This is a genomic window from Corynebacterium tuberculostearicum (genome assembly GCF_013408445.1).
In the GTDB taxonomy this organism is placed as follows: domain Bacteria; phylum Actinomycetota; class Actinomycetes; order Mycobacteriales; family Mycobacteriaceae; genus Corynebacterium; species Corynebacterium tuberculostearicum.
Genome location: NZ_JACBZL010000001.1, coordinates 936,273 through 956,500 on the forward strand (window position 1 = coordinate 936,273; position 20,228 = coordinate 956,500).

Annotated in this window: 18 protein-coding genes; 1 reads left to right on the forward strand and 17 read right to left on the reverse strand. The window is 60.8% G+C overall.

What is annotated here, in order from left to right; all coding sequences use genetic code 11:
- Positions 1-104: 104 nt before the first annotated feature.
- The 17 genes from BJ985_RS04430 to BJ985_RS04510 all read right to left on the reverse strand — a co-directional run bounded on the left by BJ985_RS04430 (position 105) and on the right by BJ985_RS04510 (position 19,413).
- A complete protein-coding gene (locus BJ985_RS04430; RefSeq protein WP_179386715.1) occupies positions 105-803 on the reverse strand; it encodes a YggS family pyridoxal phosphate-dependent enzyme in 699 nt (232 codons plus the stop codon).
- Positions 803-1,534, reverse strand: a complete 732-nt coding sequence (pgeF, locus tag BJ985_RS04435) for a peptidoglycan editing factor PgeF (protein ID WP_179386716.1) — start codon at positions 1,532-1,534, stop codon at positions 803-805. Before pgeF ends, BJ985_RS04430 begins: the two co-directional genes overlap by 1 nt.
- A 24-nt stretch (positions 1,535-1,558) precedes the next feature.
- A complete protein-coding gene (gene ftsZ, locus BJ985_RS04440; RefSeq protein ID WP_179386717.1) occupies positions 1,559-2,878 on the reverse strand; it encodes a cell division protein FtsZ in 1,320 nt (439 codons plus the stop codon).
- 314 nt (positions 2,879-3,192) lie between these two features.
- Complete coding sequence (locus BJ985_RS04445) at positions 3,193-3,864, reverse strand: cell division protein FtsQ/DivIB (RefSeq protein WP_179386718.1); 672 nt, start codon at positions 3,862-3,864, stop codon at positions 3,193-3,195.
- The gene (gene murC / locus BJ985_RS04450; protein WP_179386719.1) at positions 3,864-5,327 is read right to left on the reverse strand and encodes a UDP-N-acetylmuramate--L-alanine ligase; all 1,464 of its coding nucleotides are present in this window, start codon (positions 5,325-5,327) and stop codon (positions 3,864-3,866) included. The genes BJ985_RS04445 and murC overlap by 1 nt, the downstream gene beginning before the upstream one ends.
- The gene (murG, locus tag BJ985_RS04455) at positions 5,328-6,428 is read right to left on the reverse strand and encodes an undecaprenyldiphospho-muramoylpentapeptide beta-N-acetylglucosaminyltransferase (protein ID WP_179386720.1); all 1,101 of its coding nucleotides are present in this window, start codon (positions 6,426-6,428) and stop codon (positions 5,328-5,330) included.
- A gap of 23 nt (positions 6,429-6,451) precedes the next feature.
- Entirely contained in the window at positions 6,452-7,852 is a 1,401-nt protein-coding gene (locus tag BJ985_RS04460; RefSeq protein WP_179386721.1) for an FtsW/RodA/SpoVE family cell cycle protein, read from the reverse strand.
- A gap of 29 nt (positions 7,853-7,881) precedes the next feature.
- Entirely contained in the window at positions 7,882-9,294 is a 1,413-nt protein-coding gene (gene murD, locus BJ985_RS04465; protein WP_308936798.1) for a UDP-N-acetylmuramoyl-L-alanine--D-glutamate ligase, read from the reverse strand.
- Positions 9,295-9,314: 20 nt separating this feature from the next.
- Positions 9,315-10,421, reverse strand: coding sequence for a phospho-N-acetylmuramoyl-pentapeptide-transferase (gene mraY / locus BJ985_RS04470; RefSeq protein ID WP_179386723.1), 1,107 nt, complete (start codon positions 10,419-10,421; stop codon positions 9,315-9,317).
- Between the two features lie 30 nt (positions 10,422-10,451).
- The gene (locus tag BJ985_RS04475) at positions 10,452-11,981 is read right to left on the reverse strand and encodes a UDP-N-acetylmuramoyl-tripeptide--D-alanyl-D-alanine ligase (protein WP_005328922.1); all 1,530 of its coding nucleotides are present in this window, start codon (positions 11,979-11,981) and stop codon (positions 10,452-10,454) included.
- Between the two features lie 2 nt (positions 11,982-11,983).
- Positions 11,984-13,519: a UDP-N-acetylmuramoyl-L-alanyl-D-glutamate--2,6-diaminopimelate ligase gene (locus BJ985_RS04480; RefSeq protein ID WP_179386724.1), complete on the reverse strand. Its 1,536-nt coding sequence runs from the start codon at positions 13,517-13,519 to the stop codon at positions 11,984-11,986.
- A 9-nt stretch (positions 13,520-13,528) separates the two neighbouring features.
- Positions 13,529-15,400: a peptidoglycan D,D-transpeptidase FtsI family protein gene (locus BJ985_RS04485; RefSeq protein ID WP_373366783.1), complete on the reverse strand. Its 1,872-nt coding sequence runs from the start codon at positions 15,398-15,400 to the stop codon at positions 13,529-13,531.
- Between the two features lie 195 nt (positions 15,401-15,595).
- Positions 15,596-16,393, reverse strand: a complete 798-nt coding sequence (gene ftsL, locus BJ985_RS04490) for a cell division protein FtsL (protein ID WP_005324501.1) — start codon at positions 16,391-16,393, stop codon at positions 15,596-15,598.
- Entirely contained in the window at positions 16,390-17,430 is a 1,041-nt protein-coding gene (rsmH, locus tag BJ985_RS04495; RefSeq protein ID WP_049377658.1) for a 16S rRNA (cytosine(1402)-N(4))-methyltransferase RsmH, read from the reverse strand. Before rsmH ends, ftsL begins: the two co-directional genes overlap by 4 nt.
- 158 nt (positions 17,431-17,588) lie before the next feature.
- Complete coding sequence (mraZ, locus tag BJ985_RS04500; RefSeq protein ID WP_005324499.1) at positions 17,589-18,023, reverse strand: division/cell wall cluster transcriptional repressor MraZ; 435 nt, start codon at positions 18,021-18,023, stop codon at positions 17,589-17,591.
- Between the two features lie 450 nt (positions 18,024-18,473).
- A complete protein-coding gene (locus BJ985_RS04505) occupies positions 18,474-18,872 on the reverse strand; it encodes a DUF3040 domain-containing protein (RefSeq protein WP_005328929.1) in 399 nt (132 codons plus the stop codon).
- Positions 18,873-18,981: 109 nt separating this feature from the next.
- Entirely contained in the window at positions 18,982-19,413 is a 432-nt protein-coding gene (locus BJ985_RS04510; RefSeq protein ID WP_179386725.1) for an SAV_6107 family HEPN domain-containing protein, read from the reverse strand.
- A gap of 228 nt (positions 19,414-19,641) precedes the next feature.
- On the opposite strand from BJ985_RS04510, the gene BJ985_RS04515 reads away from it, so the two are divergent.
- Positions 19,642-20,196, forward strand: coding sequence for a GNAT family N-acetyltransferase (locus tag BJ985_RS04515; RefSeq protein ID WP_049377659.1), 555 nt, complete (start codon positions 19,642-19,644; stop codon positions 20,194-20,196).
- Positions 20,197-20,228 lie beyond the last annotated feature (32 nt).

Sequence of the window (20,228 nt, forward strand, 5' to 3'; positions counted from 1 at the left end):
TTTTGGGTCTCCCTCTGACCTAAATTTGTACAAGTCTAAACGCGTAAAATGTGTCTGGTGTGACTCATGTGATTTACGCCGTGAAATGCGCTTTTGCGATGTTTTTAACCTACTGGCCGCGGCCCCATGATACTGGTTCCGACACGCACGATATCACTGCCCGCAGCAATTGCCTCGGCCATGTCCGCACTCATGCCAGCAGACATTTTCAGCGGTCGATCGAGCTCAGATGACAAGCGATCTACCTCTCCGCGGACGTTTCGGAATACCTCACCAGCATCGGCATCAAGTGGCGGAACTACCATGAGTCCGGCAAGTTCCAAGTGCTGCGCTTCTTCTACGGCACGCACAACCTCATCGAGGGCGTCCGGTGTTACCCCGCCTCGAGCGCCATCGCCGTCGGCGGAGACTTGGATGAAGACCGGCAGATTGCTTTCGCGTTCGCCTCGTTCCTTGGCTAAGGAAACGCCTCGCTCCAGTGCGTGGGCGAGTTTGAGGGAATCAAGCGAATGCACGCTGGCTGCCCATCGGGCTACATGGTTGGCCTTCTTGGTTTGGATTTGGCCAATCATGTGGAAACGCAGCTGCGGCAGCTCAGCGGCCTTGGCACGGGCCTCTTGTTCCCGGTTTTCGGCGACGTCGGTAACTCCTAGATCTGCCAGCAGAGAAATATCCGCAGCTGGGTGAAATTTCGTTACGGGCAACAGCTGGGGTGGTTTTCGCCCTGACTGCGCTGCTAGCCGTTCAATCTCGGCGCGGGTGGCCGCTAAATTTTCTTGTAGCTGTGCCTTTCGGTCTGACATTACTTAGCCTCCAACCAAATTAGTCCAGCCTGGCGGCCGGTGGTTCCTTCGCGCCGATAGGAAAAGAAGTCTTCGTCTTCAATGGTGCAGCGCGGGTCGGATTCAATCGCGGTGATGCCTAGCCCCATGAGCTGCCGAATCAGCCCTGCTCGCACATCGATGCCCCACGTGCCCTTCGACGTCCGAGTCTTGGAGCCGGGCAAGCGGCGCTCGACGTCAGTGGCCATTTCCTCGGGCACTTCGTAGTTCTTTCCGGAAGCAGCCGGCCCCATAACTACCTGAATACGCTCGGGCTGTGCGCCAAGCTTCTGCATTTCGCGCACGGTATTGACCACAATGCCGTTGCGGGCACCCAAGCGGCCGGCGTGGGCAGCGGCGATGACGCCAGCGGCGACGTCGACAAGCAGCACCGGCGTGCAATCCGCAACGAGAACGCCTAGCCCGAGGCGTCGCTGGGTGGTGACAATTGCGTCTGTGGCTGGCACGGGCTCGTCCTGTGGACCATCGACGACGGTGACGGTATTGGTGTGCAGCTGTTCCATCCACACGATGTCGTCCAGACCGGTCACGCGCTTCAGGCGCTCGCGGTTAGCAGCAACCGCGTCGGGGTCATCGCCGACATGGTGCCCCAAGTTAAAGGAGTGGTATGGAATAGCAGACGCCCCGCCAGCACGGCTAGTAAAAACCATGCGGACGGGGCGTGTGGTGCGATGTTCCTCGTTTACTGGCATGCACACCAGCGTAGCGCTTTGCGCTTAGCGCATGAAGGAAGGCACGTCCAGATCGTCGTCGCCGTCATCGTCACGACGCTGGGATGGGCGGGACAAACGGTAGTCATCGCGGCGCTCCTCGCGGGAGAAACGGTCAGAGTTGGTGAACAGACCGCTAGATTCTGGGCGACGCTCCTCGGCAGGACGCTGCGGGGTGTAGCGCTCTCGCTCCTGGCCGGCGCGCGGCTCGTAGGAGTGGCGCGGGGAGTAGTCATCCTGTGCCGGCTGAGCGGCAGCAGGCTGCGCCGGTGCCGGGGTGACGGGCTCTGCGGTCTCGCGCTGGCGATTGTCAAAAAGGGAGCCGGGCTTGCGCTGTTCCTGCTGCGGCTGCTGCTGCGCGGCGACCTGGGTCATATTGGCCTCGGCATCGAAGCCGGTGGCGATGATGGTGATGCGGATTTCATCGCCCAGGGTGTCATCGATGATGGTACCGAAGATGAGGTTGACGTCTTCGTCAGCGCGCTCTTCCACCATGGAGGCAGCGGCGTTTACTTCGTGCAGGCCGAGATCGGAGCCGCCGGCGATGGACAGCAGCACGCCCTTGGCGCCTTCCATCGTGGATTCCAACAGCGGGGAGTTAATGGCTTGCTCAGCAGCGGTCATGGCGCGGTTATCACCGCGGGCGGAACCGATACCCATGAGCGCGGAGCCAGCGTCAGACATGACGGAGCGAACGTCCGCAAAGTCGACGTTGATCATGCCCGGGATGGTGATCAGGTTGGTAATACCCTGCACACCATTGTGCAGCACCTCATCGGCAGCGCGGAAAGCCTCAACGATGGAAAGCTCTTCCCCACCGAGCTGCATCAGGCGATCGTTCGGGATGACGATGAGGGTATCGCAGACCTCGCGCAGCTCCTCAATACCGGCCATGGCCTGGCGGGTACGGCGAGCGCCTTCGAACTTGAACGGACGGGTGACAACACCGACGGTCAGCGCACCCATTTTCTTCGCGATAGACGCCACGACTGGAGCAGCACCGGTGCCGGTGCCGCCACCCTCGCCGGCAGTCACGAAGACCATATCGGAGCCCTCGAGGGCGTCTTCAATTTCGGACTTGTGGTCTTCTGCGGAGGTCTTGCCTACCTCAGGGTTAGCGCCGGCACCGAGGCCGCGGGTGGCCTCACGGCCAATGTCGAGCTTGGTATCTGCGTCAGAGAAGATGAGGGCCTGGGAGTCAGTGTTGATGGCGACGAACTGAACGCCCTTGAGGCCTTCTTCGATCATGCGGTTCACGGCGTTGACGCCGCCACCGCCGACGCCAACGACCTTGATATCCGCGAGATTGTTATTGGAAGAGATCATGTGAGTTGGTCTCACCTTTCGCTACTTTAAGTCTGCACGTGCATTAAACGAGGAATGTAATGCGGTCCGCCGAGGGCGAATCGCGTTCCTTTCCATCTTTAACGACAGCGGTGTAATTTTCACGCACATTTTCCGCGTGTCGAGACCCTCAAGTTCCACTTTAGGGTTTCTCACCTGCGGTTTTATAAGTCACATCCGTATCATCCGCCCCATGGTTCAGGCACTGAAATGGGCCCGTGCAGCGCACACGCCTAAGCGGTGCTGCACGGGCCCACAAGAGCGATAAAGGCACCTACGGGGGCACCCGTCGCGCCCTATCCGCGGGTGGTGACCAACTCAGGGTTGGAAATATTCCACTCGCGGCCTTCCATCTTCAACACTGTGGCAAAGGCATGCGCCTTGTCCTCATCGTTAGAATCGCTGGCACCCCAGAAGACGCGCCGGTCGTCTTTAGTGGTGAAAGTCAGCGAGTATTCGCCAGCAACTTCGAGTTTTGCTACCTGGTTGCGGACGTCGTCGGAAAGCGCTGCAATCGCACGCACCGCATCCTGGGTTTGCGGGGAGCCGCTATCGACGGAGCCCGTCACCTCAACCGCGCCCGCGGGAGGCTCAGCGGAGGTAAACTCCTCGCCTTTATCATCGATCAGGAAGGGCTTATTATCGCGCTTTACAAACGCCACGGCCTTGTGCTCGGCCACGTTGATGGTCAAGGTCGAAGGGAAATCACGAGAGACGGTCACCGAATCGACCCAGTCCAATCCAGCAACGCCGGAAGCTGCCTCGCGCGCGTTCACGCGCAGCAAATTCTCGCCCTCCGGAACCCCGGAGGCTTCCTCCACCTGTGCGGGATCGAGTTGGTGGACGCCTTCCACCTGAAAATTGCGCACCTTCAGGACGGGAACGGTCCACATCACGGCGGCCGCTATAAGGGCCACGGCGACAATTGCGGCGATGACCCCAGCGATGAGCTTTGCGGATACGCGCACTAGCTTGCCCGCAATTCATCGAGGATTTCCGCTGCCACCATGGTTACCGAGCCAGCACCAATGGTCAGCACCACATCGCCTGGCTCCACCACCGACACGACGTCGCGGGCGGCGGCGGAAAAATCCGGCTCGAAGATGACCTGCATGTCAGCGGGCATCTTATCGGTAATGATGCGAGAGGTAATTCCCTCCACGGGCTGTTCGCGGGCGCCGTAGATATCGAGTACCACGGCGGCGTCGGCAAGCGAGAGTGCCTGGGCAAACTCGGCGTCGAATTCCATGGTGCGTGAGTACAGGTGCGGCTGGAAGCAGGCAATGACGCGCCCGCCGTGGCCTTCCGCCTCAACCTTGGCGCGCGCGGCCCGGAGCACCGCCGCAACCTCGGTGGGATGGTGCGCATAGTCATCGAAGACGCGCACGGGTTTGCCCTGCTTGTCGACGCTCCCCCGGTACTCAAAGCGCCGGCGCACACCGCTAAAGTCAGCCAAACCCTCGGCGATGGCGGCCGGGGTGCCACCGGAGAGCACACCGGCGATCAAGGCACCCATGGAATTGAGCACCATGTGGTGGCCTGGGATCTGCAGCTCGTAGCGCACGGTTTCAGAAACGCCAGGAAGGTCGAGCTTGACGGTGGTGTCCATGCCTTCCGCGGTGGTCTCTTCGCGGACCAGCTCGGCGGCCAGTGGCACAGTAGAGGTAAAAGACTTCTCCGCCGAGCCGTAGGCCACGACGTTGATGCCGCGCTCCAGCGCCCGCTCGCCAGCGCGGGCAGCGTGCTCGTCTTCGGCGCAGACAACGAGGTAGCCGGTCTCCGGGGTGACCAAGTCAGCAAAGTCATCGAAGACTTGGAAGTAGGCTTCCTCGCTGTGGAAGAAGTCGAGGTGATCAGGCTCGATAGTCGTGAGCACCGCGACGTCCGGGCTATAGCGCAGCAGCGAGGCATCGGATTCATCGGCCTCGGCGACAAAAGCTTCCCCGGTGCCACCGTGGGCATTGGTTCCCGCGCGATTGAGCTGGCCGCCGATGGCAAAGGAGGGATCGAGACCCGCGTGTTGCATCGCGCTCACGGTCATCGACGTGGTGGAGGTTTTGCCGTGGGTGCCAGCCAACAGCACCTGCTTGTGGCCTTCCATCAACGCGGCGAGCAGATCGGAGCGGCGAATCACCGGGATATCGTTATCCTTTGCGGCCACTAGCTCCGGGTTGTCTTGGGGAATGGCGGCAAAAGAAGTAACCACGACGGTGGGCAGTTCGCCAGACAGTCGCAGGTTTTCCGCGGCGTGGCCGATGGCGACCTTGGCGCCCATGGTGCGCAGCACCTCAACCGGGGTGGAGTCTTTGACATCGGAACCTGTTACCACTCCGCCGCGAGCGGCGAGGATTCGCGCGAGCCCCGACATGCCGGAACCACCAATGCCGATGAGGTGGACGCGGCGCAGATCGTAGTGTGCGGGATCGGTCATTTACTTGTCCTTCCTTCCAGCGGCGTCTTCGGCCTCGGATACGCGGGCGGCGATGCGGTCTGCGATGGTATTGGCCACGTCCCCAGCGCTGGCATGGGCGGCGGCGTGCGTCATCGACTCGAGGCGTTGCGGGTCATCGAGAATGCCGCGCACCTCGGAGATGAGTCGCTCTGCGGTCAGCTCCGCGTCCGGGATCTGGATGGCGGCGCCTGCCTCGACCACGTCGCGGGAATTGAGCGCCTGTTCGCCATTGCCGTGCGGCAGCGGAACGTAGATGGCCGGCAGGCCTGCGGCGGATACTTCGGCAACGGTCATCGCGCCGGACCGGCATACGACGAGGTCGGCCACCGCAAGGGCGGAGCCCATGTCCTCGATATACGGCAGTGCGGCGTAGTTCGGGTGTTCCGCGGGCGGGTCATTCTTCTTGCCATAGGCGTGCAGGAGCTGGAAGTCCTGTGCCAGGTCCTCTACCGCTCCGGCAACAGCGCGGTTGATGCTGGCCGCGCCTTGGGAACCGCCGGTGATGAGAATGGTGGGAAGCTCGGCCAAGTTCCACTTGGTGCGCGCGTCTGCGGCCAGGTTGCCATTCGGGTCGTCTGCCAGGCTCGGCCGAACGGGAATGCCAACGACCTCGCCCGGCATGCCAGAATCCGAGTGGGCGTTGAGTCCAATGCCGCCCATCTTCACGCCGAGCTTATTGGCCATTCCAGCCAAAGCATTGGTCTCTAGAACATAAAAGGGGATGCCGAGAGATCGCGCAGCGATATAAGCCGGCCCGGCCACGTAGCCGCCGGTGCCAAAGACGACATCCGCCTCGACATCCTTGAGTACCTGCTTGGCCTCCCCCACCGCGCGAGAGAGGTTAAACGGTAGCTTGAAGAGCTGCGCGTTGACCTTGCGCGGGATTGGCACGGGGGTAATCAGGCTAAGGTCCACGCCGCGGGCGGGAATGATATCGCGCTCGAGGCCCTTTTCGGTACCGAGAGCGGTGATGCGTGCGCCGTGGCGCTCGCGCAAAGCTTCGCCTACGGCGAGGGCGGGTTCAATGTGTCCGGCGGTGCCGCCACCTGCGATGACGACGGAAATAGGCGTGGAATTCATAGCCTAAAGGCTACCAGCGCCACCTATCGATAGCGGCGCTCGGCGCGCGGATAGCGGTGGCCGCTTCCGGTCACGGGGCGACCAAAGCGCTCCTCACGCACGCGGGATCGCGGTTCCTGCGGACGAGCGTGACGACCCTGCTGCTTCTTCTTCGGCTTCGGCACCGGCTGCGGCTCGCCGATGAAAAAGAGGCGGTCGAACAGTGGGCGGCCGAAATTCTGCATGGCGGAAATCTGCATCGGCTCATGACGCGCCACGTTGCACAAGATGCCCATCGAACCGATCGTGATGATCGCCGCGGTACCGCCGGCGGAAATCATGGGCAGCTGAATACCGGTCACCGGCAGCAGGCCAATGACGTAACCGATATTCACGAAGGCCTGCGTGACCACACCGATGGTCAGCGTTGCGGCCAGCAGGGACTGGAACTGGTTCTGCGCGCGCATCGCGGTGCGCAGGCCCACATAACCCAAGGCGGCGAAAAGCACGATGACGAGCGCACCGCCCCACCAACCGAGCTCCTCGCCCACGATGGCGAAAATAAAGTCATTCTTCGCCTCGGGCAGGTAGAACCACTTGGCACGAGATTGGCCGATGCCTACGCCCCAGAAGCCGCCGTCGGCAAGCGAGAGAAAGCCCTGATAGGACTGGAAACCCGTACCTTGAGTATCGGAGATATTGCCGACGAGGGCGTCGAAATAAGTGTGGAAGCGGTTGGACCGGAAGCCGCCAGAAAGGAAGATAAACAGCAAGCCACACACGGCTGCGACGCCGATGGTCGCCGGCACGCGCCAGTCGACACCCGCGAAAATCAGGGTGAAGACAACCACGAGGGCCAAGGACAAAGCCATACCGAAGTCGCCCTGAAAGACGATGAGCAAGAACATAACGCCGGCAATGAGGGAGTACATCATGAAGGGATCCGTCACCTTCATGGATTTGTGCTCCTTATCCGCCAATACGGTCGCACCAAACATGCCTACGGCGACGCGGGCAAGCTCCGAGGGCTGCAGGGAGAACGGCCCCAAGTAAATCCAGGACTGGGAACCTACCTCTTCACGGCCGGTACCCACGCCAGGGATCAGCACCGCGATGAGCAAAATGATGGACAATCCCACAATCCACGGCACGCACTTGCGCAGGGTATGCGGCGACACCTTGAGGCCAAACCAAAAGGCAACGAGGCCCAAGAACACCATCACGCACTGGCGCAATGCTTGGTTCCATACGCCGCCGTCCTCGGTGAGGGAAGTAGCCATGGAAGAAGAAAAGACCATGAGCACGCCAATGCCCACGAGGAAGAAAATGATAAAGCGCAGCAGCTGGTAATCAAGGCCTGCTTCCTGGCGGGCTCGCTCGCGCAGCTCGCGAACGCGGTCGCCAAAACTCTTGGAGCGCGGGCGCTGCTGGGAGGTGGCCGTCATGTGTTCTCCTGATCCTTAAATCTATAGCTCTAGTTGCGGGTAAGCTCCCGCGCGGCCGCGGCGAATACATCACCGCGTTGAGCCATGCCGGTATACATGTCTAACGATGCCGCAGCCGGCGCCAAAAGAACGGTATCCCCGGCGTCGGCGTGTTGCAGTGCAGCCTCCACCGCAGCATTCATGGCTGCGAAAGGCTCCTGCGTTTCGATGACGTCCACTGGGGCATGCGGCGCGTGGGCGGCGAGGGCCCGGGCAACCGCTTCCCTATCCACGCCCAGGACTACCGCGGCTTTGATGTGGGCGGCGTGCTTGGCGACGAGCCCGTCCACCTCCGCGCCTTTCAACTGCCCGCCGGCAATCCAGACCACGGAATTGAGCCCCTTGAGCGCCGCATCCGCCGCATGCGGGTTGGTGGCCTTGGAATTATCGATGAAGGTGATGCCGGAATGCTCATGGACCACAGCGCCGCGGTGCCCGGCGACGGTGTATGCGGACAGCCCCTGTGCAATGGACTCCGGGGTGGCGCCTGCCAGACGCGCGACGCTGGCTGCGGCCGCAGCGTCTAGGACTCCTGCCAGGCCGGCGGGCTCAATGCCCTCTGCGGACGCGAGATCCTCGCGCTGCTCGTTAAGCCGCGAAACAAGGCGGCCGGCGCTTACGCCCACCTCTCCCTGTGTGGGTTCAGCGGCGGTAAAGCCGTAGCGGTCTGTGGTATCTGCGGCGTAGCGCACCGCCTCGGCGTCATCCTTGCCTACCACAGCGACGTCACCGGAGAGCACCTTGGCCTTTGCGCGGGCATAGGCATCGAATGATCCATGCCAATCCAGGTGGTCATCAGCCAAATTCAGTAGCACGCCCACATCCGGGCGCAAGTGGCTGGACCAATGCAACTGGAAAGAAGAGAGCTCGGCGCAGAGAACGTCGACGCGAGGGGTGGCCGTGAGGGCGTCGAAAAGCGAAACGCCGATATTGCCCACCGCCAGTGCGCGCTTGCCGGTGCGCTGGGCATCTGCCTGCATGATCTGGGCCAACATACCGGTAGTGGTGGTTTTGCCGTTGGTTCCGGTAACTACCAGCCAGGTGCGCGGCGCGCCGAAGACGCCCGCGCGATCCAGGCGATACGCGAGCTCCACGTCGCCGATGACCTCTACCCCAGCGTCCTGGAGGGCGACCAACAAGGGCGAATCGGGACGCCAGCCCGGCGAAGTAACCACGAGATCAAAATCGCCTTGGGCGGCAGAATCGACGGAGACGGTTGCTACCCCGTATTCCTCCGCCAATTCCGCCAGCGCGGTCTGGTTGGAATCTGCCACGGTGGTATCCACCCCGAGGCTCGCCAGCATAGCGACGCAACCGCGTCCCGATACTCCCGCCCCGGCCACGAGCACTCGCCCGCGCAACGAGGATGGCAACTCGGTCATCTCTATTCCTCTTTCCTCGATAAAGCTAAAAAGGCATGAGTTTAGGAAGCAAAGCCGACGGCAGACAGCCAGTCGCCGTAGAAGATGCATACGCCGGCAATAGCAGCCATGGCGCTCAGCAGCCAGAAGCGGGTGACGACGGCGGTCTCAGCCCAGCCACCATTTTCAAAGTGGTGGTGGATAGGCGCCATGCGGAAGAAGCGCTTTCCGGTGCTGCGGAAGACGATGATCTGGATAACTACGGAGACCGTCTCAATCACGAAGATGGCGCCGATGATGATCATGAGCAGCTCGGTGCGAGTGGTCACCGATAGGCCGGCGACGAGGCCGCCGAGCGCAAGCGAACCGGTATCGCCCATGAAGATCTTTGCCGGTGCGGCATTCCACCACAAAAAGCCCAAGCAACCACCCAGGCCAGCTGCAGCCAGCACGGCCAAGTCGAGCGGATCGCGAACTTCATAGCACCCCGCCGCTGGCGACACGGCGCAAGAGTTGCGGAACTGCCAGAAGGAAATCAGTGCATAGGCACCCATCACCATCGCGGTGGTGCCTGCGGCCAAGCCGTCGAGTCCGTCGGTGAGGTTCACGGCGTTCGACCACGCAGCAATGAGTAGGTAAAGAAAGACTAGGAAAACGATGGTGCCAATGACGGCACCGCCCACGGCGATGTCGAAGGTTTCAAAATCGCGAACGAAAGAAAGGTTGGTAGACGCTGGGGTCAATCCGTGCTCGTCTGGGAACTGCAGCGCCAGGATGCCGAAGATGAGCGCCACGGCCAGCTGACCTACCAGCTTGGCGGTCTTGTTCAGGCCGAGGTTGCGCTTTTTGAATAGCTTGATGAAGTCATCGGCAAAACCCAAGCCGCCAAGGCCCATCGTGAGGAAATAAACCAAGAGACCAGAGGGGCTAAAACCACCGTTACCGGTCACGCGGGCATAAGTTCCCACCACGAGGTAGGCCACGGTGATAGCCAGCAAAATCGCGAGACCGCCCATGGTGGGCGTGCCGCGCTTGCGCAAGTGCAGTTGCGGCCCGTCCTCGCGAATTTCTTGCCCCTTGCCTACCCCGGAAAAGTAGCGGACCAACATGGGAGTGGTAAAGATCGCGACGAGGAAGCTGAGGATGCCCGCGATAATGATCTGAGTCATTGCTAGAGGTCTTTCTCCTTGTACTGAGGACTAACGGCGATTGAGCTGTTCTGCCACGCGCCACAGGCGCTGGGCATTCGATGACTTGATGAGGACTACATCTTTGGCCTCGCGCCCCGTCCAATCTTCGATGCCGGCAGGCGCTACCCTGATGATGTCTTCGACCGCCGCCGCAGCGGCGTCAACATCCGGGCTGATAGTAGTATTTATACCCCGCGCCTGTGCGGCCTCGACCATGGCCCTCATATTATCGTTGTCTCCCACGGCCACGAGGTGGTCAACGTGGTACTTGGAAAGCACCTCTCCCAATGCGCGGTGGGCGGCCACCGCTTCTCCACCGAGCTCGCCCATCTCACCGAGCACGGCGATGGCGCGGGCATCCGGTCGGGCGGCAGAAGTATAGGCCAGCGCGGCAATGGCCGCGTGCATGGAATCGGGGTTGGCGTTATAGGAATCATCGATGGTGGTTACTCCATCGCGGCGGGTACGCACGTCCATGCGGTGTTCCGAGGCATTCTGGTGCCCGGATAGCGCGTTGGCTACTACCTGCGGGTCCATGCCCGATTCGATGGCAGCCGCGGCCGCTGCCAACGCGTTAGAGACCTGGTGCTTGCCAAAGACCTGCAGCTTCACCGGAAGTGGGTCCGTTCCCGGCGCATGCAGCACAAACGAGGGGCGGGCGACGTCATCGAGCTGGATATCGCTGGCGTAGTACTGGGCGTCGGAAGCCGGCGGCTTATTGGCCGAGTAGTAGACGACCTTGGCTGAGGTGCGCGGCGCCATGCCGGCGACGAAGGGATCATCGGCATTGAGCACAGCGACGCCGCCCTCAGCGGCCGAGGGCAAGGCTTCCACGAGCTCGCCTTTGGCCTGGGCAATATTTTCCCGTGAGCCAAACTCACCCAAGTGCGCGGTACCAACGTTGAGTACCACGCCGACGGTGGGCGCGGTAATGGTGGTCAGGTGACGGATATGACCGATGCCGCGGGCAGACATTTCGGCAACCAGGAAGCGGGTATGCTCATCGCAGCGCAAAGCGGTATACGGCAGGCCGACCTCGTTATTAAAGGAGCCGGGAGGAGCGACGGTGTCGCCCTCAGCGCGGAAAATGGTAGCCAGTAGGTCCTTGGTGGAGGTCTTTCCGGCCGAGCCGGTTACGCCCACGATGTCTAGGCCCTGCTCGGCGGTCAGGCGGCGCGTGACCTCCCGCGCAATATCGGATAGCGCCTGCACCACCGCGGCGGCCGAGCCGTCCTCGTCGTGGGCATAGATATCGGCGTTGGCGGCATCACCGGTTACGCGGCCTTGGGGCTTGACGACGACCGCCGGAACCCCCACCGGCCGCGCAGCCAACACCGCCACTGCGCCCTGCTCGATGGCCTTTTCTGCATAGTCATGGCCATCCACACGGGCGCCGGGCAAGGCAAGGAAGAGCCCGCCCTTTGTCACCTTGCGGGAATCGAATTCGATGAACCCGGTAACGCGCTGGTCTGGGTCAGACACGCAGTCGAGGCTGCCCCCGGTGATTTCGGCAATATCGGCAATAGAAAGTGGAATCATGTCTACTCCTTCGCATCCCCAAGGGTATCGCGGTGCGGGGTTCCGGCCAGCTTTTCCTCGATGGCGCGGGCCATTTCCTCGCGGTCATCAAAATGCAAGGTCTTTCCGTTCACGAGCTGTCCCACCTCGTGGCCCTTGCCCACGACGATGACGGCATCGCCCGGCTCGGCCCAATCGACGACCTCATCAATGGCACGGGCACGGGAGCCTACCTCGCGGATATCGCCTTCTGGGGCGGCGTCACGTGCACCCGCCATCACCGCCGCGCGAATGGTGGCAGGGTCCTCGGAGCGCGGGTTGTCATCGGTCACCACGGTAAGGTCTGCGCGGCTGGCTGCGGCTGCGCCCATGATGGGCCGCTTAGAGCTATCGCGGTCTCCGCCGGCGCCGACGACAATGCCGACGCGACCTGTGGTTCCCTCCAGCTGACCACGCAGGGTGTCGAGCACCGCGGCGATGGCCGCGGGCTTATGCGCGTAGTCCACTACGGCCACAAAGTCTTGGCCGCGGTCGATGCGCTCCATGCGGCCAGGGACTGCGACCTTCTCCACTCCCGATAGGAACTCCGCTGGGTCCTCTCCTACCGCGGTGGCCATGCCGAGTGCCAAGCACGCATTGGCGATATTGAACTCGCCAGGTAGCGGCAGCCGGAAGGTGAAATTGGCGCCGTCATAGTCCAGGGCTACCTCTTGGGCACCGGTGGCCTCGGTGGCGGTTTGGCGCGCGCTGATCGTGGCCGCAGCGCCCTGGGTGTCCACCGTAGTCACTTCGTGGCCCGCGCTCTTGGCGACGCCGCGCATGCGCTCGCCCCACTCATCATCGATGCAGAGGACGGCTCGCTCGGCCGCCTGTTCCCCAGCAAAAAGCTTCGCCTTGGCCTGGAAGTAGTCCTCCATTGTGGGGTGAAAATCGAGGTGGTCCTGGCTCAGGTTCGTAAACCCGCCTACCGCAAACCGAGTTCCGCGCACGCGTCCCAGCTCCAGCGCATGCGAGGACACTTCCATCACCACGTGGGTAACGCCCTCGTTCTTCATGCGCGCGAAAAGCTCTTGCAGGGTCGGCGCCTCAGGCGTAGTGAGTGAGGTGGGAACCGGCGTGCGGTTGATACGGGTACCGGTGGTTCCGATAAGGCCCACGGAATGCCCGGCGTGGAGCAGGCCGGCCTCCAGCAGGTAGCTGGTGGTGGTTTTGCCGGAGGTGCCGGTAACGCCGATAACCGTCAAGTCTCGGGTGGGGTGGCCATAAATCTCGGCGGAGATTGGACCGAGCACGGCACGAATATCCTCTACCACCAAGATGGGGCGGGTCTCTTGGGCCTCGGTAAGCAGGTCGAGTCCGGCGGCGTCGGTAAGCACAGCTGCAGCCTTGGTATCGCGAGCGAACTGCGCGCCGTGTACGCGCGTGCCCGGCAGGGCGGCAAAGAGCGCGCCTTCCGGCAAACGGGAAGAATCCAGCCCGCACGCGGAGACCTCCACGGAGGCATCACCAATGACGCGCCCGCCAGAAAGCTGGGCGAGAGTATCCAAAGAAACGGTCATACTAAGCTCCTATTGTGCCCGCAGGGTCAGCCGCGGTGCTGGTTTCGAAGTCGGAATATTGTCACGATTAAGTAGCCACGAGGCGATATCGCGGAAGATAGGTGCCGCCGACTGGCCGCCGCCTCCATTGCCCTCCACGCCGGACTTAGGCTCATCCACCATGACCGCAACAACGAAGCGCGGATCATCGGCGGGTGCGACGCCGGCAAAGGTGATCCAATAGGCGGAATTCGAATACGCCCCGGTATTTGGGTCCACCTTCTGGGCCGTACCGGTCTTGCCGGAAAGCTGATAGCCCTTAAGCTGCGCATTGCCGGCCGTACCGTTTTGCAGGCCGGCATCATCGTCTTGGAAGACGGCACGGAACATGTCCACCGTAGTCTTGGCAGTCTCCGGGCTAACCACCTGGTTCTTTTCCGGTTCCTCTAGCTTTTCGTCCTTGCCGTCTGGGCCCTTGACCGAGTCAATGATGCGCGGCTCGATACGCTCGCCACCATTGGCCAACGCTTGGTACACGCTGGCCATCTGCAAGGTGGTCCACGACTGGCCCTGGCCAATAGGCAGGTTAGCGAAGGTGCCGCCGGACCATTGCTCCAAGTCTGGGACGCTGCCGGCCGATTCGTTCGGCAGCTCAATACCGGTGGTATTGCCCAACCCAAACTTCTTGAGGTACTCGGCGTACTTTTCTTGGCCCAACTTATCGGCGATCATCAAGGTACCGACGTTGGAGGACTTACCAAAGATGCCGGTGGTGGTATACGGCTCGGTGCCGTGTTCCCAGGCATCATTGACCGTCACGCCCGCCATATCGATGGAACCGGGGACCTGGTGCACCTCATCCGGGGTGGTCACGCCCTCCTGCAGTGCAGCAGCCGCGGTAACCACCTTGGCTACAGAACCCGGCTCATAAGGATGGGAAACGCTGCGGTTTTCAAAGTCCTTACCCTCATCAAGCTGATCCTCAACATTCTTATTGGGATCCACGGTATCGGTATTGGCCATGGCAAGCACCTGGCCGGTGGCAGCATCGAGAACTACTGCTTCCGCACCAGAAGCCTTGGAGTTGGCCTTGGCCTTTTCCAGCTTCTGCTGAACGTAGGTCTGCAGGTCCAGATCCAAAGTGAGGGTGACGTCGCGACCATCAACGGTATCCACGACGTCACGCAGAGTGCCTGGAATCACCTGGCCATCTGCGGAGACGTCCTCGGTGGACTGGCCGTCAATGCCAGTAAGCTCCGTATCGCGCGCGGCCTCGAAACCGAACTGGCCATGGCCGTCCATCGACACCTTGCCCACAACGTTTTCACCAATGGCGCCGTTGGGGTACTGGCGAATGTCTTGGCGGTCCGCTGCCACTCCGTGGTACTTATTGGCGATCTCTACGGCAACGTCCGGGTCGACGTTGCGCACCAGTACCTCATACTGGGTATCGGCTTTGAGCTTATTGAAGATATCGTCCTTATCCACCTTGGAGGTCGAAGCGCCGGAATCCTCAATCAACTTCGGGATTCCCTCAGACATGTCCTTGAGGGTCTCCTCCATCTTCTTGGTGAGGAAGCTATCCAGCTTCTTATCATCCATGCCCTCGGTCGAGCCATCGTTTTGGGCCTCGATCTCGGCCTTGTCCTTTAGCTCATCGCGAAGTCGGGTCGGCGAGACAGTCAAGGAACGAGACTTCATCGTGTAGGCGAGGCGCTGGCCATCACGGTCTAAGATCTCTCCCCTACGGGCCGGCTCAATATAGACGCGCTCGCGCTGCGTTACGGCCTTGGCGGAAAGGTCTGGGCCCCACACAAGCTGCACCCACGCCAAGCGCCCAGCGAGGACGACCATCGCCACGAGCACCACGGATACGATGATGCGCAGGCGTTTGCGCATCATTTTCTTTTGCGGCACCGCGGAGCTGGCAGAGCGGCGCGGGCGGCGCCTAGCCTTACTTGGCGTAGTCACAGTCCAGTGTCACCTTCCCTATTTCCGCCACAATTTCTTGCGTGTATTGATTGTGCCCTACAAAAGTGAGAATGCCCGCGCCACCACGCGCGAGCATCATCTTTTTCACCGATTATTCTTCTCTAGCTACTCGGCGCGGCTGGCATACGGCGCACGGGCAGGAAGGTTAGGTCGCGCATTGTCTTGGGAGGCACCGGCATCGCCGGTCTCGCGGTCCGAGTTGCGGTCGCCGGCATCGCCACCATTGCTGGTGCGCTGCTGTCCCTGTGGCACGGCATTGAGGGAATCCGACATCCCCTCAGTGTCCTTTGGGTCGCTAGAAGCCTGGCCCGGGCGGATTGGTTCACCGTTGACATCAATGAGCTTTTCGGTATCCGGGGTGCCTTCGCGCTTGTCGACGATCTTTCCATCGCCGCCAACTTCCGCAATACCCGGCTGCTTGGGAATAGCCATTCCCATTTCATCCGCGCGGCGCGCAATATCAGCAGAAGAGCTGAGATTCTCCGCATCGCGGTTGAGGGTCTCAATCTGGTTATCCAGTTGGGAATCCTGCACGGTCAGCTGCTGGATGGCAAAGGTTTGCTTGGTAGACAGACCCGACAGCCACATGGCCAAAGCCACGCCGACGATAAGCAGCGTGAGGGAAATGACGCCCAACCGGGTAAGGAGCCCGTTCTTCTTCGTCTGGGGCTGCAGCTGACGGCCACGGAAGCTCACTACCTGCTTCGAACCCAGGCGCTTCGTGCTGCGGTGCGGCACGCGAGTGCGGCTCGGAGCACGCTTGGTGCTAGGACGCTCGCGCAGCGCCGTCGGGGCTCCGGTATCGATTCCGGTGGTGAAGTCTCGGCTGGCGCCCATGGTGCGAGTGGCCTCTCTGTCGCGGCTGTCAGTCTTTAGGTGGTTGCGGCGTGGGATGGTGCTCATTGCCTGCCTCCCGGCGGTAGAAATTCTGGCATTCCCTCGAGTCTTTCGATGGCACGAACACGCACCGACGCGGCTCGCGAATTTTCCGCGACCTCCTCTTCAGAGGCCTTTTCCGCCCCGCGCGTAACGATCTTGAACTTCGGCGCGGTGCCTGGCAGATCCATCGGCAGCCCAGCCGGCGTCTTGGAAGTGGTCAGTTCTTTGAAGGCTGCTTTAACGATGCGGTCTTCCAAAGATTGGTAGCTCATGAATACGGCACGGCCGCCTTCTGAAAGCGCCTGGGTTATGACCGGCAGGACATTTTCGATAGCTTCCAACTCGCGATTGACCTCAACCCGCAGCGCTTGGAAGGTGCGCTTGGCGGGGTGCCCTCCGGTACGGCGGGTCGCAGCGGGAATGACATCATAAAGCAGCTCAACGAGCCGCGCGGAGTTCTCGAAAGGCTCCTTGTCGCGCTCTTTCAACACGGCAGAGGCAATTTTTCCCGCGAAACGCTCATCACCATAGGTTTTGAGGACGCGAGCCAAGTCACCGTGCGAATAGGTATTAAGCACATCCGCCGCAGTAATCCCCTGCGAAGGGTCCATGCGCATATCCAGCGGTGCATCCGCCTTATAAGCGAATCCGCGGTCAGCCTGGTCTAGCTGCATGGAGGAAACACCAAGGTCAAAAAGGGCGCCGGCAATGCCTACGGTGCGGGCCGAATCAAAGATGTCGCCGTCGCCTTCCGCGATGGCGCTGCCCAGCTCATCGAATCGTGCATTAACGCCGACAAAGCGATCGCCATAGGGCGCAAGACGTTCGGATGCATTGCGTAGCGCCTGCTTATCGCGGTCAACGCCTATGACTCGAGCCTCGGGGAAAGATTCCAGGAAGTAGCGAGTGTGGCCACCGGCGCCCAGGGTGGCGTCGACAAGCACTGCCTTATCCCCCGCCGCTTCTACCTGGGGGCGCAGGAGATCGGCCATGCGCTCGCGCATGACCGGCACGTGGCCGTGGTTTTCGGCCACATCATAATTTAGGTCTTTGGTAGCCATGTCTCCCCGCAACCCCCTTTCTCAAATTCCCTGACTTCCAGTGGTGGAAAGCATGCGAGTGCGTATAGGGCCCTGTCCGAGGCAGGTTTCTGATATCGGGGAAGTACACCAGAATCATCCGCCTCGGACAGAGTCCTTACACGCACTCTTGTGCAGGCTTAGAGCAAGCCCGCCAGCACGTCATCGGCATCTGCTGCCGAATAAGCATCTTCAGTTTGCGACTGGTACTCAGCCCACGCGGCTGCGTCCCAAATTTCGAGAAAGTCCACAGAGCCAACCACAACGCACTCCTTGGACAAGTTGGCATATTCCCGATGCCCCGCGGACAACGTAATGCGCCCATGCCCATCCGGCCGCTGTTCGTCCGCACTTGCTGCCAAGTTACGAATGAAAGCTCGTGCTTCTGGGTTGGTTCGAGAAACCGCCGCAGCCTTCCGCGCACGTGCCGCAAATTCCTCCCGCGGGTACACGGCCAGCGAGTGGTCCTGCCCCTTGGTGACCATGAGGCCACCCGCGAGTTCATCGCGAAACTTTGCCGGAAGCGTAAGACGTCCCTTGTCATCGAGCTTCGGAGTGTAGGTTCCGAGAAACATCCCGGCGTCCACCTTCCTTACTCAAAAACTCCGGATTCTCTTACTTCAGAATCGAGACCCTTGAGCCCCTCTTTCCTCCGCTGCGCCCCACTCTACCCCACTTTCCCCCACCTAACCCACTTAAAGCGGCGTGTCCCTCGGATTACTTTCAATTACGTGCAGCTAGATAATGGTTTTTCCGGTGGGAAGAAATCCCGCGAAAGGCCTTGACAGCTCACTACAACCGCCCCACTCACCCCACCCGTAACACCAATATAATGCGCCCCACTCCACCCACCGACCCCATATGCTGTGTTATCGAGGACTTTTAGCTAAGTCCATGGGGCAACCACCCCACCATTGCCCACCCAGCGCCTCACCCGTGGGGCAAAGTGGGGAATTTTGGCGAGATACAAAAATGCCCCGGTTGACCCTCACTGGGCCAACCGGGGCGAACTAAATGAAAAAGCGCTAACGCTCCTCAAAGCGGCGACGGAAGTTTTCCTCCAACTTGCCGCTGACTCCACCACTGCGGGACGCGGACTTCTTTGCACGAGCGCTCGAATAATGGCCCTGGGCAGAATGCCCAGATCCATCTCCGCGCAGCATCCACACACCGGCGGCAAACATCACCAAAAAGCCCGCGATAGAAAGCACGATAAACCACAGGCTTTGCTGGGCGAGAGCAACACCGCCGATAAGCATGCAAAGGCCAACGACGACGAGCGCTACGCCTCGGAGGGTTACCGCACCGCCAGATCCGCCGAACGACGTAGGCTCAGAAACGGAAGCGCCAAACTTAGGATCGTCAGCAAGTAACGATTCCTCAATTTCACGGAGCGTGCGCTGCTCCTGCTCGGAAAGAGACACTGTTCCTCCAACTAGGGATTGAGCTTCGGGCGGTGATAGTTCTATCTATACTAACGCCCAGAATAATCAGTATGTTCCCCAAAAGGTAGTGAGCGCCCCCACGGAGTGACTACGCAGCAAAAGAGCCGAAAGTAGTCCCTGCCTCACTTTCATCCAAAAATTGTGCGGCATGCTGCATGAGGCCATAAACATATTCCTCGCTCGGCGCTTCATCCAGCCCCGAAGACACGCGCGCACGAGTCCGCGAATACCCCTTAAAGGATTCAGCCCACCGCTTGTCTTCCACACCGACGAGCGCTAACCGATCCCATGCACTGGAGGGAAGGCGGCGGCGCCGAGCCACTACAGATACAGCGACTCGTGCGCCAGCAGTACGTAGAGCCGATTGGTACGCCACCTCTAAAGCTTGATCGAATCGCCCCTCAGCCGCATAACCTCGCGCGGCGTCTAATAATTCTCGTGCCTGAAAGAGGAACCGTGCCCGCTTGCCACCTTCTCGCCCAAGAGAACGGGTACGCGTTGCCGAAATAATCTGTGCCATTGTCTTTGCCCTTAACTAAATAAATAACGTCGTTGAACTGCCCCTGACCCTAAGTAAGCCGCTAGACATTTCAACCCCGAGTATAGTTCACCTGTTCGATTCGAGCAATGTTAATAGCTGGACACACGCTTTCCTCAGTCTTCTTGTTCGATTCACTTTTATGAATTTCGAAGAATATAGCGAGCCCTGCTTTCCCCTCCGCCACAGACTTCTGGTGTCATAGGAAGTGTGAGCTTTGAAATTCGCCGCCTAACCCCGCCGGAATTCTCCCTGCTAGCCCCGCAACTGGTGGAAATCTACATCGAGGCAATGCACTACAACCCCGCGATCTTGCATAGTCGCATTTCAAGCTGGCGAAATGACGTGACCCGCCCCGGATTCAGCGCGCAGATTGCCACCCATGACAATGGCATCGTCGGCGTGGCCTATGGGTTCTTAGGTTCCCCAGATAGCTGGTGGGACGCTGAGCTTCGCCGGGGGCTCCTACTACAAGGCGGGCCCACCGAAGAACAGTGGGACATTGTGCGCAACTACTTTGAGTTGGCAGAGATCCACGTCTTGCCGCAGTACCAGGGGCACGGCCTAGGCAGAAAACTTTTAGAGGGATTGCTATGGAATGCTCCGGCGCGCTACGCACTGTTGTCCACACCCGAGGTGCCGAACGAGGATAACGGTGCCTTCCGCCTCTATAGAGCCGCCGGCTTCTTCGATGTCCTCCGTGATCATCTCTACCCCGCCGATGCCCGCCCCTTTGCCATATTGGGCGCGAGCCTGCCGCTGTAAACCTCTGTTATTTCTTGCGCAGCCTAGCCGGT

Excerpts from the sequence above, each read along its gene's own strand:
- BJ985_RS04430 (WP_179386715.1), bottom strand. The coding sequence starts at position 803 with ATGTCAGACCGAAAGGCACAGCTACAAGAAAATTTAGCGGCCACCCGC.
- pgeF (WP_179386716.1), bottom strand. The coding sequence starts at position 1,534 with ATGCCAGTAAACGAGGAACATCGCACCACACGCCCCGTCCGCATGGTT.
- ftsZ (WP_179386717.1), bottom strand. The coding sequence starts at position 2,878 with ATGATCTCTTCCAATAACAATCTCGCGGATATCAAGGTCGTTGGCGTC.
- murC (WP_179386719.1), bottom strand. The coding sequence starts at position 5,327 with ATGACCGATCCCGCACACTACGATCTGCGCCGCGTCCACCTCATCGGC.
- murG (WP_179386720.1), bottom strand. The coding sequence starts at position 6,428 with ATGAATTCCACGCCTATTTCCGTCGTCATCGCAGGTGGCGGCACCGCC.
- BJ985_RS04460 (WP_179386721.1), bottom strand. The coding sequence starts at position 7,852 with ATGACGGCCACCTCCCAGCAGCGCCCGCGCTCCAAGAGTTTTGGCGAC.
- mraY (WP_179386723.1), bottom strand. The coding sequence starts at position 10,421 with ATGACTCAGATCATTATCGCGGGCATCCTCAGCTTCCTCGTCGCGATC.
- BJ985_RS04475 (WP_005328922.1), bottom strand. The coding sequence starts at position 11,981 with ATGATTCCACTTTCTATTGCCGATATTGCCGAAATCACCGGGGGCAGC.
- BJ985_RS04480 (WP_179386724.1), bottom strand. The coding sequence starts at position 13,519 with ATGACCGTTTCTTTGGATACTCTCGCCCAGCTTTCTGGCGGGCGCGTC.
- BJ985_RS04485 (WP_373366783.1), bottom strand. The coding sequence starts at position 15,400 with ATGATGCGCAAACGCCTGCGCATCATCGTATCCGTGGTGCTCGTGGCG.
- ftsL (WP_005324501.1), bottom strand. The coding sequence starts at position 16,393 with ATGAGCACCATCCCACGCCGCAACCACCTAAAGACTGACAGCCGCGAC.
- rsmH (WP_049377658.1), bottom strand. The coding sequence starts at position 17,430 with ATGGCTACCAAAGACCTAAATTATGATGTGGCCGAAAACCACGGCCAC.
- mraZ (WP_005324499.1), bottom strand. The coding sequence starts at position 18,023 with ATGTTTCTCGGAACCTACACTCCGAAGCTCGATGACAAGGGACGTCTT.
- BJ985_RS04510 (WP_179386725.1), bottom strand. The coding sequence starts at position 19,413 with ATGGCACAGATTATTTCGGCAACGCGTACCCGTTCTCTTGGGCGAGAA.